Below are 18,260 nucleotides of genomic sequence, written 5' to 3'. Positions count from 1 at the left end.
TCTGATACTCCCCTATAAAAATGGCTATTTATCAACTGTTTGTTGTGACATAGCCATTTTTTTAAAAATCATTTTTACCCAATTTGATACAAGCGTTAGTATAAAAGGAATCAGACATACATTTAAAATCACATAGATAATTTCATACCATTGTAAGTGAACAATATAGAAAAAGTTCTTACATAAAATGATTGAACCGGCAAATATTACTGACATGATTGTAACCAATATTTTTCTTAGCATTGTCATTGGCACACATACTCGTATCAACACCATAAGTGCATTGACTCCGGCAAGAATTGTACACATTGTTGAATATTCATTAGGTGAAATATAAACAAAATGGCCTAAGATTGAAACACCAATTACACTACAAATTACACATATGGCTCCTGGCAATGCTTTAGATATAACATTTCTTAAGAAATTTTCTTTTACAATATTTCCGTTTGGTTCAAGCGTTAATATAAAGCTAGGAATTCCAGTTGCCAAGGCAGAAATCAAAGTCAATTGAATAGGTTTAAACGGATAGTTTTTTAAACATACAAGTGTTAATAAAGAAAGTCCAATTGAGAAGATTGTCTTCACCAAAAATAAAGAGGCTGTTCTTTGAATGTTATTAATAACACAACGTCCTTGATATAAAATAACAGGTAATGTATTCATTTGGTTTTCTAATAAAACTAGGCTCGCCACACTTTTACATGCTTGTGAACCCGAACCCATCGCAATAGAACAATCTGCTTCCTTTAATGCCATAACATCATTTACACCATCACCCGTCATTGCGACAGTTTTATTTCTTCTTTTTAAAGCTAACACAAGTTCCTTTTTTTGTTCTGGAGTAACACGTCCAAAAATCGAATACGAATCTACAACCATTTCTACATCCTTTATAGTAGACATATCAATACTTTTTGATGTAAAACCTGCTTTTCTCGCTAAAGCTTCCACTGTTCTAGGATCATCTCCTGAAATAATTTTTATATCCACGCCTTGTTTTTTAAAGAAATTTAAAGTATCTTTGGCATCTGGCCTTAATTCATCACGAAGGCAAATATAAGCCAAAACAGCATTATCTTTCATCAAAACAACTACACGCATAGCTTGAGACGTATAGTCTTCAATATGTTTTTCTACATCCAAATCTATTTCTTTGGCAATATATGAATACGCTCCTAATTTATATTCTCCATCTTCAAATGTCACGCTCGAATATTTTCTTTGACTTGAAAACGGCAAATAGGATACAACTTTCTTATAATTTCTTGCCTTAAAATAGTTTCTTATCGCTATAGCTGTCGCATTGTCATCTGGTAAAGCCTGCATCATATCGCCTAGAATTCCGTCGACATTTTCAATTTTTTCAACATGACAAACACTTAGTTTTCCTTGAGTCAATGTACCGGTCTTATCTAAACACAGTGTATCTGTCCTAGCTAAGGTTTCGATACAATATAGTTCCTGTACTAAAACCTTTTGTTTACCAAGCTTATAAGCACTGATTGCCAATGCAACACTAGTTAAAAAGACAAGTCCTTCGGGAATCATGCCTACAACGCCAGCCACAGTATTTAAGGTTGCAGTTGTATAATTTGTTTTAATAAGCTGCTTAATGAACAAAACACATCCCAATGGAATTAAAATATATGTACACCATTTTATAATCCAATCAATTGAATCTCGTAACTGACTCGGATAACGTTTAAAACGCTTAGCATGTTTTAAAATCGAATACGCATATGTATCTTGTCCTACTTTGTCTACGTGCATCCAACATTTTCCTGAAATCACAAAGCTTCCACTAAGTAATGATGAATTTTCTTGTTTATATACCGCATCACTTTCACCCGTCAACATGGATTCATCGCATTCAATGCTTCCAGATATAATATGACCATCAAAACTGATTTCATCGCCAGCATATAATACGAGAATATCGTTGACTTTCACTTCTTCAACGCTTAATTCCAGTTCAGTATTATTTCGAATCACATGAATCTTTGTCTGATTTAATAAAGAAAGCTTATCCAACATATGTTTTGAACGAATTTCCTGGAACAATCCAATCACCATATTTAAAATGACCGTAATCATAAAGAGCATATTACGATAAGATCCCGTAAAGAATACAAATATAGCTAGAACAACGTTTATTCCATTAAATAAAGTAAACACGTGTTGTTTAATTATTTCTTTATAGCTTTTCGATAAATTATTTGGGTTATGCATATACTTATTATACTACATTTTAAAATATGAAATTATTAAGATTCTATTAAAAATGATACGACAATAGCCGTATCATTCAAAAGATTCTAGTGGTGTATCCGCAAGCGCAACAGCTTGGGCATAAGATGTAATTGCCAAGTTGGATTCAATAGCTTTTTGTAGGCAGAACATCAATAATCTTGTATCAAATGCCTGCAAGTCTTTATCAAAGTTAATAGCCGGATATTTTGATAAATGCTCTAATAATGTATCTACGTTTTCTTTTGTATGTTTTGTAGAAATACCAGTCACAACAACATTTTCTTGTTTAACAGCCTTTAAGCCATTCAACAATGCTACATACGGTTTATCTGGTCTTTGTACAAGCATCACCTTATTTTTAGGGGATGAAGCCAGTCTTAATGTCCATACACTCTTGCAGCTCACAACAATTTGCGTACAATTTTCATCATTCGCAAACAAATCAATTGTTTCTAATAATTTGTCATACGTATCTTCTACTTCTTTACAATCATCAAATACCAACGCTGAATATTCCATCTTTATACCTATCCTTTCAAATCTTCTGGCAAAGTTATTTTTTTATTTGTGAAACTTGATAATACCACTTTTACTCTCGCCTTAGAAAACCACTCTACAAGCTGAGCATCGTCTGTTGCCTGCACTTGTTTATTCCTTGCAAGTCGGTGACACTCCTTAATTAAATTCGTTTTAAAACATTGCGGTGTCTGAGCATGATATACAAGCTTTCTTTCTAATGATTCCTTTACATAACCATCCACAACAATCTTTGTCGTATCCACACTAGGTACCATTAATAAACAGGCATCCTCTGTTTCTAAAGAGTGTTTCAAATCTAAAATCCACTTTTTTTCAACAAAAGGTCTAGCCCCATCATGAATCATAACATAATCTTGATCTACGATTTGTAATCCGTTGTATACACTATCTTGTCGTGTTTGTCCTCCTGTTACAACTTGGATTCGAGAATCATATAAATAGTTTTCAATAACATAGTCCTTTTCATAATCCGCACAAACTAAAACGACCTGTTTACAATCTTCATCTGATAAAAAAACAGACAGACTCTTATTTAGTACAGTTTGTCCATTTTCAAAAGTATAAAATACTTTATTATAATCTAAATTCGTTCGACTGCCTCTTCCAGCAGCTAAAACAATCACGCTATAGTTCATGGATTCATTATATCAAATTTTCTTAACAATTGATAAAAAAATTGGAAGATTAACGACCATATAAAAATAGTTGGGGGTTTAGATCTGCTTTAAGATTACATAGGGCAGTGTGCTAGGCAGCTAAAAATTCGCTCCAAAGTATTTTGGGGCTTTTTTAGCACCTGTAGCTATACACTTGTTGATTTTCAAGAGGATTAATATACGTTATTATAGAATTATAAGATTGTTGTTGTACATTTATGTTCTTCATTCAGATATAAATGTCTTCCAGGATTACATGAATGAAACTCGGATTATTTTGTTTTAAAACAAGCCTTTAATTACTGTTGTATCGTTTCAAAAGACACAGGAGTAATTACTGTAGAACAGAAAAGAATCAACAATGCATTGTTGCAGAATCATATCGCAATCATCAAATTGGTTACGAAAGCAGCCAGTGGCTATCAAAGCTGGGAGTGATTCAGAAATGGATGTATGCTGATCTTAGGAAAGTCATCGATTTTGAAATCGACAAGGATGATGGAAGCATTAAAATGGTTGAAAAAATGGACCCAGACAGCTAAATGTTGTCTGAGCCCAATATCAGCTATAAACTGTTTTGGGGTATATGCCGCTCCTTAAATTCTTGGAGAGCAAATTCACCTAACCCCATCCAAATTTATTGCACCGATTAAACTTCCAATTCAATTACCTCTTGTTCTTTCAAAGATTTTTTCATATCAATAAGCCTTTGGTTTCTTGAACCACGAAATGCCAATGTGATATCTTTTTCTTCTTCTTTAAATGGACCATCCACTAAAACATCCAATAACGACAACATTTCATCCGTTACTTCACAATGTTTTCGTCCACCATCCAACAAGTCTTGATCTAAAACAAAGCCTGTAAAAGACCAAATATTCTTTTCTGGTAATTCGTCACGAACACGACGAAGCAATTTAACTAATTCTCTTTGATTCTCCGGCTCAAAAGGCTCTCCACCAAGTAATGTCAAACCTGAAATATGGCTTGGTTTTAAAGCATCAATAACCTCATCTTCTGTTTCCTTTGTATAAGGCTTACCATAATCAAAGTTCCATGTTTCTGGCTGGAAACAATTTTTACAATGATTTGTACATCCCGATACAAATAGTGTCACACGCACCCCTTTACCGTTCGCAATATCGTTTTTCTTTATATTTCCAAAATACATAAATACCTCCTAAAAAAGAGCTAGAAACTAGCTCTTATAAGTGTAGTACTCTTTCTTTGATTTCTTGTGTTCGTCCTTGATTCCAGAACTGTGTACCGATATATCCACAAGTACGACGAGCCACATTCATTTTTTCTTGGTCACGATTTCCACAATTTGGACATTCCCAAACTAATTTATGGTTTTCATCTTCCACAATCTTGATTTCTCCTGTATATCCACATACTTGGCAATAATCTGATTTTGTGTTCAACTCTGCATACATAATATGATTATAAATATGTTTCATAATTGCCAAAACAGCTTCAATGTTATTTTCCATATTTGGAACTTCTACATAGCTAATGGCTCCACCTGGAGAAAGTTTTTGGAACTGTGATTCAAATGTTAATTTAGTAAACGCATCAATTTCTTCTGTTACATGAACATGATAACTATTTGTGATATAGTTCTTATCCGTTACATGTGGAATAATTCCAAAACGCTCTTGTAGATGTTTAGAGAACTTAAATGTAGTTGACTCCATAGGAGTTCCATATAATGAGAAGTCAATATTTTCTTCTGCCTTCCATTTAGCACAAGCATCATTTAGATACTGCATAACTTTCAATCCAAATGAAGTTCCTGGCTCTTCAGTATGAGGGTGTCCAGTCATATAATATACACATTCACATAATCCAGCATATCCCAAAGAAATTGTAGAATATCCACCAAATAATAATTTGTCGATTGGCTCTCCTTTTTTCAAACGCGCCAATGCACCATTTTGCCATAAAATAGGAGCTACATCACTTGGTGTACCTAATAATCTTTCATGGCGACACATCAATGCCTTTTTACACAACGCCAATCTTTCATCCATGATTCTCCAGAATGCTTCTTCATCCTGTTTACTTGAACAAGCTACATCAACTAAGTTCAAAGTAACAACACCTTGGTTGAATCGGCCATAGTATTTTGGTTTACCATTTTCATCTAAATACGTAGTTAAGAATGAACGACATCCCATACACGGATAACAATGCCCTTCTCCATTCGCATCTACTTTTAATTCCAACATTTTCTTTTCAGAAATATAATCTGGAACCATACGCTTAGCTGTACATCTAGCCGCTAATTCTGTCAAATGCCAATATTTAGAATCTTCTTCAATGTTGTTTTCTTCAAGAACATAAATCAATTTAGGGAAAGCCGGCGTAATCCAGATACCTTTTTCATTTTTAACTCCCTTGATTCTTTGTTTCAACATTTCTTCAATAATCATAGCTAAGTCATCACGAGTCTGTCCTTCAGGCACTTCATTTAAATACATGAAGACAGTCACAAATGGAGCTTGACCATTTGTCGTCATCAATGTGATAACCTGGTATTGAATCATCTGTACACCTTTTTCAATTTCTTTACGAACACGCATTTCTGCCATTTTATTAACTGTATCTTCAGATGAATCTAGATTTAATGATTCTAATTCTTCTTTTACTTCACGACGTGCTTTTTCTCTTGAAACCTGTACAAATGGAGCTAAGTGAGAAAGTGTAATACTTTGCCCTCCATATTGTGAACTAGCAACTTGCGCAATTATTTGTGTAGCTACGTTACATGCTGTAGAGAAACTATGTGGTTTTTCAATCATTGTTTCAGAGATAACTGTACCATTTTGAAGCATGTCCTCTAAATTTACTAAACAACAGTTGTGCATGTGTTGTGCAAAGTAATCTGAATCATGGAAATGAATAACACCTTTTTCATGGGCCTCCATAACATCTTGAGGTAACAAGAAACGTTTTGTGATATCCTTTGAAACTTCTCCAGCCATATAATCACGCTGAACACTGTTTACTAATGGATTTTTATTTGAGTTTTCTTGTTTAACTTCTTCATTATTTCGCTCCAGCAAAGACATGATCTGCTTATCTGTTGAATTTGCCTTACGAATTAAAGCACGTTCATAACGATATGTGATATAGTTGTGAGCTACCGCAAAACAACGATGTTCCATCAATTCTCCCTCAACCATATCTTGAATTTCTTCCACATTTGGGCTTCTCTTCAAGTTTTCACATTTATCGATAACACTTTGCGTAACAGAATGAATCAATTCATCTGTCATTTGATTGTGTGTTGTAGCTTTACTTGCTTTTTTGATTGCATTTTCAATCTTTGATGCATCAAAAACGACTTCTTCTCCACTTCTTTTAATTACATTCATATTAATCCTCCTAAAAATAGTTGAACCTTCAACTATTTTTGTATACATCTAGTATACTAATAAATTTTTCTAAAACAAGTCTTTACATTCATACGAAATAATGCTTGACCTTTATGTAAAGGAAACCAGTTTTTTTATTTTTTTAAAGTCCGCTAATTTGTGTAAATATTTTAATTTCCAACCATTTTTGTGCAACCTCATTTATCATTAAAATAATATGAATATTGACACTTATTGTGTCAATTTAAATAAATTATGATAATTAATGTTAAATTCACATATACTTGATACAATAAAAGAAAGATGCAAAAAGGAGGTCACTATGGACTATAAAATCAAAGGCGATTCAGATTGCCCTATCGTTGAAATCAATCTACAGAATAATGAAACGGTAAAAATCGAAAGAGGCTCTATGGCCTATATGTCAAACGTTGTGATTGAAGGTAAAATGAACAGTAACAAAAAAGGTATTAGCGGCGTATTAGGCGCCTTAGGACGAAGCCTTACCAGTGGCGAAAGTATGTTTATTACAGAGGCTACCGGAACAAGTCACGACGGATTACTTGGTATTGCACCTTCTATTCCAGGAAAAATCACATGTTTAGAGGTTACACCAGCATGTCACTACTATTTAAATAATGGTGCTTTTTTGGCATGTGATAACACTGTTAGCTACGAAATGAAAACACAAAGCGTTGGAAAAGCATTACTTGGTGGAACCGGTGGATTCTTTGTCATGCATACATCTGGACAAGGCGACCTATTGATCAATGCATATGGTGACATTATGGAAATCAATGTAGATGCAGATCATCCAATCACAATTGATAATGAACACGTTATCGCATGGGACGATTCTTTAGATTATGAAATCAAAATTGCATCCGGGACATTTGGATTCACAACAGGTGAAGGTTTAGTGAATGAGTTCCACGGAAACGGAAAAGTGTACATCCAATCTCGTAACCTACATTCATTAGCTGATGCATTAATCCCATTTATACCTCAAGGAAAGGACTAAAAAAGCGTGAGCCATTCACGCTTTTTACTTACAATCGTCCCCCTTGCAGTCAATACATGAGCGCACGCATTTACTACCCTTTAATTTTTTAAAACTCTCTTCACTAATTGTATGTTCCATACGACAAGCTTCTTCTTCTGCAAGAACAGATTCTACGCCAGCATGGAGCAATTGATTCTTAAAATAAATATGCCTTTCATACACTTGACTAGCCTGTTTTTGTCCTTGTTCTGTAAAGAATAAATATCCTGTTTTGTCCGTATAAATCAATTCTTTTTCTTTTAAGTCTTTCAAAGCATGTGAAACGCTCGGCTTAGAAAAGCCTAGAGCTGCCGCCACATCAATAGCACGAACATTCTCTTGTTGAGACTTTAATACATATATTGTTTCTAAATAATCTTCCTGAGATTGTGTTAGCTGCATTTCTATTCCTCCAGTTAGTTTTAGCTTACCATAAAAGTATAACAAAATTTCACATAAGATTCAAAACTTTTGCACAAAAAATAAAGTTAAGATACACTAGTAAAGCAAAATTATGCAAAAGGAGAACAAAAAAATGTTTAAATGTAATAAATTATTAGGCGTATCTCTAGCAGCCATTATGAGCATTTCAGCCGCTGCCACGAACGTATTCGCAATCGATACATCTGTTATAGATGAAAAATGGGGTAAACCAACCGTTGTATATGGTGGTGGTTTAAGTGAAGATCAAATCCAAAGCACACGTGAATTATTTGATATTGAAGATACAAATAACGTCTACGAAACAAGTGTTGATGCCAACGACTTATACAACTATTTAGGAATCGTTGGCGGAGATACATCCAGTTTGATTTCAAGTGTTATGGTTCAAAAACAAGATTCTGGTACAGGTGTAAAAGTAAAAATCATCACACAAAGCAATATCACAAAGATCACATCCAACCAATATGCCAACGCCGCAATTACAGCAGGTGTCAGTGATGTTGAAATCGATGTTGCTTCCATTTCAAAAGTTACCGGAGAATCTGCTCTAACCGGCGTTTACAAAGCGTTAGAAGCTAACGGAGAAACACTAGATCCAGACCGCACACAAGTTGCACAAGATGAGCTTGAAGCAACAAACGAAATTGCTCAAAATAATGCAGACGATTCTAATTTTGACTCTGCCCGCTTAGATCAGGCTTTAGTAGAAATCAAACAAGAGCTTGCCCAAATCAAGCAAAACCAAGGTAGTGCTGCAACTACCGAACAAGTTGAACAAGTCGTACAGGATGCTTTGGAGGAATTTAATTTAAGTGACATCATCTCTCAAGACGATATCGATAAATTGATTGCATTCGCCAAGAAATACCAAAACACTTCGGCTATTGACTCACAAGAAGTATTAAATCAATTAAACAAATTATCTGGCAGTTTAAAAAATCAATTATCTGGATTATTCAACAAAGCCCAATCTGAAGGATGGTTTGACAAGATTATTAACTTCATTAAAAGTCTATTTAACTAAAATAAGGAAGTCTTAAGCGACTTCCTTTTCATTTGCCATACGATATATTTCAAGCATATCCATTTCATCCAACTCTTTAAATTTTCCAATTGTGCGCGTATGCTCAAAGCTGCATTTGTATGTTAATTCATACAATTCTGGTTCTGTACACTTACGTTTTAACAATCCTTGAATACTTGTCGGCATGCCGATACTTCTAAAGAATTCTTCCATCTTTTCAATAGTATTCAAAGCACAAGATAATGTATCCGAATCATCCAAACCAAAAACACGATGCCCAAGTTTGGCAAATCGCGTTGGATTTTCCATATATACATGATTTGCCCAACTATCCCAAATAGCCGCAAGACCTGCACCATGTGCTACATTAAACATTCCACTTAATTCATGTTCCAATTGATGGCAAGCCCAATCTCCTAAAGAACGATCTCCAGTCATGTCATTGTGTGAAACACTACCTGCCCACATAATTTCAGAGCGTGCCTGTTCGTTAGAAGGATCTTCTAAAAGAATTTTTGTGTTTTTTATGACAATACGGACTAAACTTTCTGCCATTTGATCTACCAAATCCAATGTTTGGGATGGCGTAAAATATCGTTCCAATGTATGCATAATAATATCCGTACACCCACACATTGTTTGGTATTGAGATACAGTATATGTTAATTTTGGATTTAAAATAGAAAATTTAAAATATCCATAATCACTGCTTAAACCACGTTTCAGATTACCATCTTCATTTGTGATTACACTTGAATTGCTCATTTCACTGCCTGTTGCGGATAGCGTTAAGATACACCCCATAGGTAAAGCACCCTTCACCTTTTTCTTTCTTGCGTAATAATCCCAGACATCACCTTCATTATAAACACCATATGCAATGCCTTTGCTTGAGTCTAAAACGCTTCCTCCACCAACAGCAAGAATAAAGTCAACTCCTTCTTCTTTACAAATTTGAATTCCTTCGTTCACCTTTGAAAGTAATGGATTAGCAACAACACCTCCACACAAACAATAGGCAATATTTTCTTCATCAAGCGCCTTTTTCACTCGATCCAAAAGACCGGATTGAATGGCACTTTTCCCTCCATAATGAATCAATACTTTCTTTGGATGATATTCTTGTAAAATCTTTCCAACCCTTTGTTCCTCATCTTTACCAAAATACACTTTTGTTGGTGCATAAAACTTAAATTTTTCCATGTTTACCCCTTTTAAATCTTTTTCATTGAAACAGCTTCAATCGACAAGCTAAGACCAGCCACAACCAAATAGGTCGCAATAATATAATTAATGACTAAAGCACTTTGGAATGGCATTACCAAAAAAATAATGCTTAACAACAGATTGACCCAACCTGTAAAACTTAAATATTTCGTATCGATCACTCTAAAAAAACTAAGTCTAGAACCCCAAGTAATCTTTTGAATACCATTGACCAATAGCACAAACGCAAACAAAAATGTAAATGTACTTACAGTAATTGTAACTGGCATCGTGCATAATAAACAACCTAACAAAATATTTAAGATACCACTGGCTAGCCACATTGCATCTCTAAAGAAGAAGGTTGTTGTGATATATGAATAAATTTCACATGCACCCCAAACAATCAAGCCAATGGCTGCGATAATTTGAATCGTTGTGAATACCTTTTCTGGAAACACAAAACATAAAATACCAATAAGAATCAATACTATACTTAATATTATACTCATTCTTTTAGCCTTTTTATACCTTTCATTCCATTGTGTTTTGAATTCATCAATATAATCATAATCAGAATCAAACCATTTCATAAGTAACATCTCCTTTATGATTTCAGTATAACACTATTTTTAGCGCTTTCAACACCACAGTGCTAGACACGTTTTAAATTCTGTCTATTATTGTAAATTTATGTCATCAATGATAAACTTTTATTTGTCGAAAAAAAGGAGATTCTAAATGTTTAAAAAATACCTGATTGTGTTTTTTGTATCTATGGTACCACTTATTGAACTTCGTGGAGCAATTCCAATCGCAGCTGGAATGGGATTACCATTTATTCAATATTATATAATTGCGATTATTGGAAATATGATTCCTGTTCCCTTCATCTATTTCTTTGCCAGAAAGATTCTTGTCTGGGGAGCTGACAAGCCAGTTGTCGGAAACTTCTTTACGTGGTGTCTAGAAAAAGGTGAAAAAGGTGGTAAAAAATTACAAGCCACTGCAGGAAAAGGATTGTTTGTAGCCCTATTAATATTTGTGGGCATTCCATTACCAGGAACAGGAGCCTGGACTGGTACACTTGCCGCTAGTATCTTAGATATGAATTTCAAATCGAGTGTACTAGCTGTTATGTTAGGTGTCATTTTAGCCGGTATCATCATGGCTCTTACGAGTATGGGATTGTTTGGAGCACTGGGAGCACTATTCTAATAGTGCTTTTTCTTTTATCTAAAAGAAAAAAGGTTTGATTTTTTCAAACCTTACTTAAACATATTGTGCCTGAAAAAATAAACAGTCGCAATTACACAAGCTAAAATAGCTACAAAACTAGGAAACCATACAAACGGAAATGGCAACTGTACGTTCATCCCATAGAATCCAAAAATAATATTTGGGATAGCCATAACAATTGTGATTACAGTCAATTTATTCATGACAATGTTCATATTATTAGAAATAATACTCGCAAACGTATCCATCGTACCTGCCATTGTGTTTGAGTAAATGTTACACATCTCGATGGCCTGATGGATTTCAATCATGACGTCCTCTAACAAATCCTCATCTTCTTCATACAATTGAATTTGTTTTCCACGCATAATTTTATTTAATGTTACTTCATCCGATTTTAACGAAGTCGAAAAATAAACCAATGATTTTTCTAAACCTAACATTTCAATCAACTCATCATTTTCTACCGATTGATGTAAACGCGTCTCAGCACGACTTGATAAACGATCAATTTGGCGTAGACAAATCAAGAAACGTTGTGAAATACGCAAAGCTAAAAGTAAGAAGAACCTCGTTTTTAAACGCGTATCCATACCTTTGATTCTTCCTTGTGACATTTCTAAAATACTCCAGTTTTCATACAAACTAATTGTGACTACATATCCTTTTAAAATCACAATACCAATTGGCAATGTGGAATAAGTTGAATCAATCGAATCATCATCTTCATTTTCCGCACTTGGATAGTCAAAAATAATCAACAACTGTCTAAAATCATCGTCATAGTCCATATGCGAGCTTTCTTCTTCATCCAGTGAAGATTTGACAAATTCAGGTAAAACACCAATTTGTTCAATCAAATAATATCTTTCTTCTTCTGTAGGTGCAATCGCATTAATCCAACAGCCTGGTTCTGGTTCTTGAATTTTGCGTGTTCCATCTTCAAATGTTTTATAAAACTCTAACACAATTTGTCCTCCTTATATCTTAAACGAAGACAAATCCCATGTCTCCGAACATATATACATTTTTATTATTAAAATAACTCGGGTCTGGAGACATGTTTCCACCTACTTTCTACTAGAGAATATTGTATCATATTCATGTCATTTTCTTGTAAATTTTCACAAAAAAAAGACTAGTAAAAACTAGTCATAAGGTTTGTATTCCACTGTTTCTTTGTCAAAATCAATAAACAATTGGAATGCATTACGATCTTTGTCTTCATCCCAGATTTCAACAAACTTAGGTGTAACTTCAATTAGAATTTCTGTATCTACATGTGAATATGCATTGTAGCTTTGCCACAAGAATTCTTTGTATTTCTTTTCAAAAATACGACCAGGTTCATCAACAACCAAGCCTAAGTTTTTAGCTGTCCCCTCTACTTGCACTCCATTAAAGCACATAGCTACTTTATCATTTTTGAACAATTGTTGTGTTTTTCTAAAGTTTTTGTCCGTCTTAAAATAAATCTTGTCATTGTAGAAAACGCAACTTACATTTCTTACCATAGGATAATCGTCTACACAGCTAGCCAAAGCCATGATTTTATAATCCCCTAATTTTTCATCCATAATTTTTTTTGCTTCTAAAAGTTCCATGTTTTTCCTAACCTTTCATAACTAATATTAAAACTGCAATTGATACAATAATAAATGCACTGACAATTCCAACATCTTTTGTAAGTCCTTCACTTGTATTAGGCTGTGTAACAAACTGCGTATTTCTCAACGCATTTACAAGTGGTTTGTAGATCAACATTGCACAGGCTGCATTTAATGTACATTTAATAAAATTGAATGGAACAATACCTGGAAGTAACATACCGACCACTGCACTTCTTGGCATTTGATAATAAATCGGTGTAACAATATAGTTCCATAATGTCATACTCAATGTACAGCATACAGTTCCTAATACCAAGCCGATGATAGCTCCTTTTTTAGAGTGTTTATACTTATAGATGCAAGCTGCAACACATGCAAATGTACAAGTTGAAATCACATTCATCAAAACATCTAATAAGTTTCCTCCACGGAATACGATTTCTAAAAACGAACACAATAGACTCATAATAAAAGATGTCATAGGGCCATAAATAAATCCTGCAATCACAATAATGATATCTTTTGGATCGTAGCTTAGAAAAGATACGGCTGGTACAATTGGAAATTGTATCAATAAGTTTAAAACCATTGCCATCGCACTTAAGATCGCAATCGTTGTTAGTTTCTTTGTTGAACTCATAAATCATCATCCCTTCATATATCAACTAAAAAAACGTGCCTAAAGAAAATCCCCTAGGCGCGTTTAAATATACAAAAGAATATATAAAAACATCTTCTTCCATCCAGACTATACTGTCGCCACTGGAATTGCACCAGTTCATGCATAATGCTCGCGGGGTTTACCGCCGATAGGGAATTTCACCCAACCCTGAAGATTTAATTTATGCAAATTCAGTATACACTTGTTTCAAGTAAAAAAAAAGAGCAAATTAAATTGCTCTTTGTAGTATCCTTAAATCATAAGCCATGTTCTGTTCCACTTGCGTGGTGACAGTCATTTATCTATAGCATAAAGCTATCCAGCCTTCCTTTCGTTTCATTCCAGCCGATTCCCCTACCAAATTTGGGTTTCTCGCTTGTGGGGTTTACCCGTTCCACCCTATACGTTTCCATATAGATTCGTCTCTGTGGCACTTTTAAAGTTTGTTTACATAGTTTCCCTTAGCAAACAAAACAGCCGTCAAGCAATAACTTGCCTAGACTTATTTATTCATCTAGCACAAACACTACAATCATCACAGATTGTGCGAGCATGGACTTTCCTCTAACTATCTATGTAGCCAGCGACTGTCGATTTAATTCACTATTCTTCACTTTGATTAAATACAGCTTTTTCCAAACGTGCAATACGTTTTAAAATATCGACTGTATTACTGCTTCCATTCACAAAATCAGAATTTACTTTTTCGTTTAAGTTTTCATTCTCACTTTGTAACGCAAACAACTGTTGCTGCAATTCTTTGATTTTTTCTTCATAACGAGTGACTGCAGCACCTAATTCTTCTACTTTTTCATCATATTTTTGATAATCTTCAATTACCATATCTAGAAATTCATCTACTTCAGCAGGGGCATATCCCTTCAAGTCTACATGAAATTCTTTTTCATAAATTTCCTGAGCTGTCAAATTCATATCTTTTGCCATATATAAGTCCCCCTATATCTACCTAAATATTATGAATGTTTTACACAAAAAAATCAACTCTGACTTTTCAGATTCATTGAATGTTCATTCTTTTTCATATATAATGTTCGTGATGAGCACTATTAAATATCCGAATGCAATTTCAACCATAAATACAATGCAACAAAAGAGTTATAGTTCTCGAGGTATGCGCCTCGAAAACGATATAAACGACTCTAATAAATATTATAGAGAACTCGATAAAGCTTTGATTTATAAAAAGCCAACACCCGTTCAAGTTGTTCATGTGGACTATCCAAAAAGGCAAAGAGCTAAAATTACTGAAGCTTACTATAAAACGCCTTCCACGACGGACTACAACGGCGTATATCGAGGTAAATACATTGATTTTGAAGCAAAGGAAACGAAAAATAAAACGAGTTTCCCACTCTTTATGATTCACCCACATCAAATCAAACATCTAAAAAAAGTTGTATTTCATGGAGGTATTGGTTTTTTTATTATTCGATTTAATTATCATAACGAAACCTACCTTATTGATTCAAAACTGCTCATAGATAAAATAGAAAATATAGACAAAAGCTCTATACCATATTCTTGGTTTCAATCCCACGGGATTCTTATTCAAGAAGGATTATATCCTAGGTTAGCGTATTTAAAAGCTGTAGATGAACTCTATTTTAAGGAGGATAAGTAAATGGCCCAATCACAACACGAACAAAATAAGCCAAAAACACAAAAGACAAACAGAAGAAAACTAGACATTTGGAATAAACTAGCCGTATCCGTCTTATCTATATTTTTAGTTGGATGCATCTCCGTATTCTTCGTTCTTGTTAACATTATCAACGATCCTGACGGCATGCGTTTTTCGCAAGACGGTTTGACTACATTATCCAATTCAAGACTTTACGATGCTTCAGGCAACGTATTCTATGAACTTGGAGATGAGATCCGTGAAGACGTAACCTATTCACAAATTCCACAATCTGTTGTCGATGCTTTTTTATCAATTGAAGATTCACGTTTCTTCGACCACAATGGATTTGACTTGCCACGTTTTTTGAAATCTGCTATGGCAAACTTGAAATCTGGAAGTCTTGCTCAAGGTGGTTCTACATTAACCATGCAGATGATTGATAATGCATTTACTAAGAACCAGGAAAAGAAATTAGAAACTGAACAGGGTACGATCACAACCGTTCAAAAATTAAAATTAAAAGTTCAAGAAATCTATCTTTCATTGATTGCTGAACAAAGCATTAATAAAGAACAAATCTTTGAATACTACGTAAACCGTATTTGGTTTGGTTCAGGAAACAATACACGTGGCATTCAAAAAGCCGCACAATACTTCTTTAACAAAGATGTATCCCAATTAAATTTAGGTGAGGCTGCCTTCTTGGCAGGTTGTATCAATGCACCAGATACATACAATCCATTAAACAATTTAAACGAAGCAAACACAAAGCTAGATCATTTAAAAGCTGCTCAAAATCGTAGAAATGTAACTTTAGAATTGATGTTACAACATGGTTATATTACGGAAGAAGAATTTAATCTTGCTTCAAACCAAGATTTGTCATTCTCTTTAGAATATGTAGAGCGTACAAGTGATGATCCAAATCAAGCTTATATCACACAAACATTAAGTGAGGTTATGGAATTAACTGGACAAGATCCGGCCATTATTCCAATGGATATCTATACCGCACTAAATCAAGATGCTCAAAAACAAGCTGATGAAATATGTAACGGTAACATCGTTCAATTCCCTAACGAATATTTCGATGTTGGTTTCTCAATGATTGAAAACGATACGGGGGAAATTATTGCAGTTGGACCTGGCCGTCGTTATCACTCAGACTCCGTAAAAATTGATTACTCAACCGAACCAAATCAACCAGGTTCAAGTATGAAACCATTACTTGCCTATGCAAGTACATTTGATATCTTAGGATGGTCTACCTCTCATCAGGTAAACGATAAGAAAAAAGACTATTGGAAAAATGGTTCTTACGCTCCTAAAAACTCAGACGGTAAATACAATGGTATTATGAGTTTACAAGATGCATTAGGTGTTTCAAAAAATACCACAGCCGCTCAAGCTATGATTGATTTAGTAACCGCTAAAGGCTATGATTATTGGATCGATTATTGTAAAAAGCTTGGTTTTAGCGATGAAGTAGCTGAAGGATTTAATGAACAATACGCAATCGGTGGTTCGAGCATGCGTGCAAGCCCAATCCAACAAGCAAGTGCTTACTCAACATTTGCGAATGGAGGTAAGCGTGTAGATGCTCACCGTGTAAGAAAAGTAGTTCGTAGATCCGATAAAAAAGAATTTAAGACAAACGCTAAAACATATGATATTATCAGTGAACAAGCCGCATGGATGATTTCGCAATTACTTGAAAAAGTAGTTTCAGGTGGTTACCAAAACTACAACGAAATTCTTGCGAGCAACTATACAGTATATGGAAAATCAGGTACAACAGACTGGCCTGCGAACCCATATAAAATTCCTGAGGGGGTTGCCAAAGATGAATGGTCAGTAGGCTATACAAATAAATATACAATCGCTTGTTGGAGTGGATATACAACGGATGCCATCACAAACTATGGTATGTATATTACTTGGAATGATTTAAATGTTGCTTCAGCATTCCATATTTCACACTACATGCTTGATTACATGCAAAAATATGCAACATATTCTGCACTTGAAAGACCTAGTGGTATCTCAGACTACAGGGGTGGATACATCAAAGATGAATTCAAATCAAAAGGTGATATAACATCCGAAAACAATGATGCGCAAGATGCTTGTGAAGCCAATGGTGGCGAATGGGATGAAGAAAACCAGACATGTAAAAAGTCTGATGATAAAGAAAGAGAAGCTTGTGAAGCCGATGGTGGTGAATGGGATTCTGAAGCTGGTACATGCAAAAAAGAAGAAAAAGAAGAAACAAACGAAGCCGAAAAAACTTGTACAGATAACGGCGGAACTTGGGACGGAAGTGCATGTACATATCCTTCTACAGAACCAACAGAACCTACAGAACCTACAACACCTGAACCAACGGAACCTAGTACTCCAGGAACAGATACTTCCACAGACAACACAACAGGCTATGTTTGGTTTGATCGAAGAAATCTCTACAATATATTCGATAGACTATAACAATGAAAGTGCTCAATTGAGCAATGTCATTAAGTTAAGAAATGACGAACCATCCAGATACTATTGTCTGGATGGT

General features: G+C 34.6%; 17 protein-coding genes, 1 other RNA gene and 1 riboswitch. Of the genes, 5 read left to right on the top strand and 13 right to left on the bottom strand.

Going from position 1 to position 18,260, the window contains the following annotated elements; all coding sequences use genetic code 11:
• Positions 1 to 24 precede the first annotated feature (24 nt).
• The 5 genes from KTQ83_RS08140 to nrdD all read right to left on the bottom strand — a co-directional run bounded on the left by KTQ83_RS08140 (position 25) and on the right by nrdD (position 6,829).
• A complete protein-coding gene (locus KTQ83_RS08140; protein WP_217256510.1) occupies positions 25 to 2,232 on the bottom strand; it encodes an HAD-IC family P-type ATPase in 2,208 nt (735 codons plus the stop codon).
• Positions 2,233 to 2,304: 72 nt separating this feature from the next.
• Positions 2,305 to 2,772 carry a hypothetical protein gene (locus KTQ83_RS08135; RefSeq protein WP_217256511.1) on the bottom strand — a complete coding sequence of 156 codons (468 nt, stop codon included), beginning with the start codon at positions 2,770 to 2,772 and terminating at the stop codon, positions 2,305 to 2,307.
• An 8-nt stretch (positions 2,773 to 2,780) separates the two neighbouring features.
• Positions 2,781 to 3,428: a 2-C-methyl-D-erythritol 4-phosphate cytidylyltransferase gene (ispD, locus tag KTQ83_RS08130; RefSeq protein ID WP_117924297.1), complete on the bottom strand. Its 648-nt coding sequence runs from the start codon at positions 3,426 to 3,428 to the stop codon at positions 2,781 to 2,783.
• Between the two features lie 670 nt (positions 3,429 to 4,098).
• Positions 4,099 to 4,620 (bottom strand): anaerobic ribonucleoside-triphosphate reductase activating protein, encoded by a 522-nt coding sequence (gene nrdG, locus KTQ83_RS08125; RefSeq protein ID WP_117924295.1) that lies wholly within the window; start codon positions 4,618 to 4,620, stop codon positions 4,099 to 4,101.
• 34 nt (positions 4,621 to 4,654) lie between these two features.
• Entirely contained in the window at positions 4,655 to 6,829 is a 2,175-nt protein-coding gene (nrdD, locus tag KTQ83_RS08120; RefSeq protein WP_117924293.1) for an anaerobic ribonucleoside-triphosphate reductase, read from the bottom strand.
• 322 nt (positions 6,830 to 7,151) lie between these two features.
• Here nrdD and KTQ83_RS08115 point away from each other — a divergent pair, with 322 nt between their 5' ends.
• The gene (locus KTQ83_RS08115) at positions 7,152 to 7,850 is read left to right on the top strand and encodes a TIGR00266 family protein (protein ID WP_186999434.1); all 699 of its coding nucleotides are present in this window, start codon (positions 7,152 to 7,154) and stop codon (positions 7,848 to 7,850) included.
• Between the two features lie 24 nt (positions 7,851 to 7,874).
• Here KTQ83_RS08115 and KTQ83_RS08110 read toward each other — a convergent pair whose 3' ends face one another.
• Positions 7,875 to 8,273, bottom strand: a complete 399-nt coding sequence (locus tag KTQ83_RS08110) for a metal-dependent transcriptional regulator (protein ID WP_186999433.1) — start codon at positions 8,271 to 8,273, stop codon at positions 7,875 to 7,877.
• A 133-nt stretch (positions 8,274 to 8,406) separates the two neighbouring features.
• On the opposite strand from KTQ83_RS08110, the gene KTQ83_RS08105 reads away from it, so the two are divergent.
• Positions 8,407 to 9,339 (top strand): DUF1002 domain-containing protein, encoded by a 933-nt coding sequence (locus KTQ83_RS08105; RefSeq protein WP_186999432.1) that lies wholly within the window; start codon positions 8,407 to 8,409, stop codon positions 9,337 to 9,339.
• A gap of 12 nt (positions 9,340 to 9,351) precedes the next feature.
• On the opposite strand, the gene KTQ83_RS08100 is transcribed toward KTQ83_RS08105, so the two are convergent.
• Together KTQ83_RS08100 and KTQ83_RS08095 are read right to left on the bottom strand one after the other, a co-directional pair.
• A complete protein-coding gene (locus tag KTQ83_RS08100) occupies positions 9,352 to 10,542 on the bottom strand; it encodes an iron-containing alcohol dehydrogenase (RefSeq protein ID WP_186999431.1) in 1,191 nt (396 codons plus the stop codon).
• An 11-nt stretch (positions 10,543 to 10,553) separates the two neighbouring features.
• Positions 10,554 to 11,138, bottom strand: coding sequence for an HdeD family acid-resistance protein (locus KTQ83_RS08095; protein ID WP_186999430.1), 585 nt, complete (start codon positions 11,136 to 11,138; stop codon positions 10,554 to 10,556).
• A gap of 148 nt (positions 11,139 to 11,286) precedes the next feature.
• Between KTQ83_RS08095 and KTQ83_RS08090 the strand changes: the two genes are divergently transcribed.
• Positions 11,287 to 11,763: a COG2426 family protein gene (locus KTQ83_RS08090; RefSeq protein ID WP_117924283.1), complete on the top strand. Its 477-nt coding sequence runs from the start codon at positions 11,287 to 11,289 to the stop codon at positions 11,761 to 11,763.
• A 50-nt stretch (positions 11,764 to 11,813) separates the two neighbouring features.
• Here KTQ83_RS08090 and KTQ83_RS08085 read toward each other — a convergent pair whose 3' ends face one another.
• From KTQ83_RS08085 to gpsB, 5 genes are all read right to left on the bottom strand, one after another.
• The gene (locus tag KTQ83_RS08085) at positions 11,814 to 12,752 is read right to left on the bottom strand and encodes a magnesium transporter CorA family protein (protein WP_186999429.1); all 939 of its coding nucleotides are present in this window, start codon (positions 12,750 to 12,752) and stop codon (positions 11,814 to 11,816) included.
• Between the two features lie 180 nt (positions 12,753 to 12,932).
• Positions 12,933 to 13,388: a pyridoxamine 5'-phosphate oxidase family protein gene (locus KTQ83_RS08080; protein WP_117924279.1), complete on the bottom strand. Its 456-nt coding sequence runs from the start codon at positions 13,386 to 13,388 to the stop codon at positions 12,933 to 12,935.
• A 7-nt stretch (positions 13,389 to 13,395) separates the two neighbouring features.
• Positions 13,396 to 14,034 carry an ECF transporter S component gene (locus KTQ83_RS08075; protein ID WP_117924277.1) on the bottom strand — a complete coding sequence of 213 codons (639 nt, stop codon included), beginning with the start codon at positions 14,032 to 14,034 and terminating at the stop codon, positions 13,396 to 13,398.
• 87 nt (positions 14,035 to 14,121) lie between these two features.
• Positions 14,122 to 14,235, bottom strand: a riboswitch (FMN riboswitch).
• Positions 14,236 to 14,310: 75 nt separating this feature from the next.
• Positions 14,311 to 14,654, bottom strand: an RNA gene (gene rnpB, locus KTQ83_RS08070) — RNase P RNA component class B.
• A gap of 4 nt (positions 14,655 to 14,658) precedes the next feature.
• Complete coding sequence (gene gpsB / locus KTQ83_RS08065; protein WP_117924274.1) at positions 14,659 to 15,000, bottom strand: cell division regulator GpsB; 342 nt, start codon at positions 14,998 to 15,000, stop codon at positions 14,659 to 14,661.
• Positions 15,001 to 15,103: 103 nt separating this feature from the next.
• On the opposite strand from gpsB, the gene recU reads away from it, so the two are divergent.
• Together recU and KTQ83_RS08055 are read left to right on the top strand one after the other, a co-directional pair.
• Complete coding sequence (recU, locus tag KTQ83_RS08060; RefSeq protein ID WP_186999436.1) at positions 15,104 to 15,697, top strand: Holliday junction resolvase RecU; 594 nt, start codon at positions 15,104 to 15,106, stop codon at positions 15,695 to 15,697.
• A complete protein-coding gene (locus KTQ83_RS08055; RefSeq protein WP_217256513.1) occupies positions 15,698 to 18,184 on the top strand; it encodes a transglycosylase domain-containing protein in 2,487 nt (828 codons plus the stop codon).
• The last annotated feature ends 76 nt before the right edge of the window (positions 18,185 to 18,260 follow it).

This window comes from Holdemanella porci, from assembly GCF_019052655.1.
Taxonomy (GTDB): domain Bacteria; phylum Bacillota_I; class Bacilli_A; order Erysipelotrichales; family Erysipelotrichaceae; genus Holdemanella; species Holdemanella hominis.
This window is presented reverse-complemented; position numbering and strand designations above follow the sequence as displayed.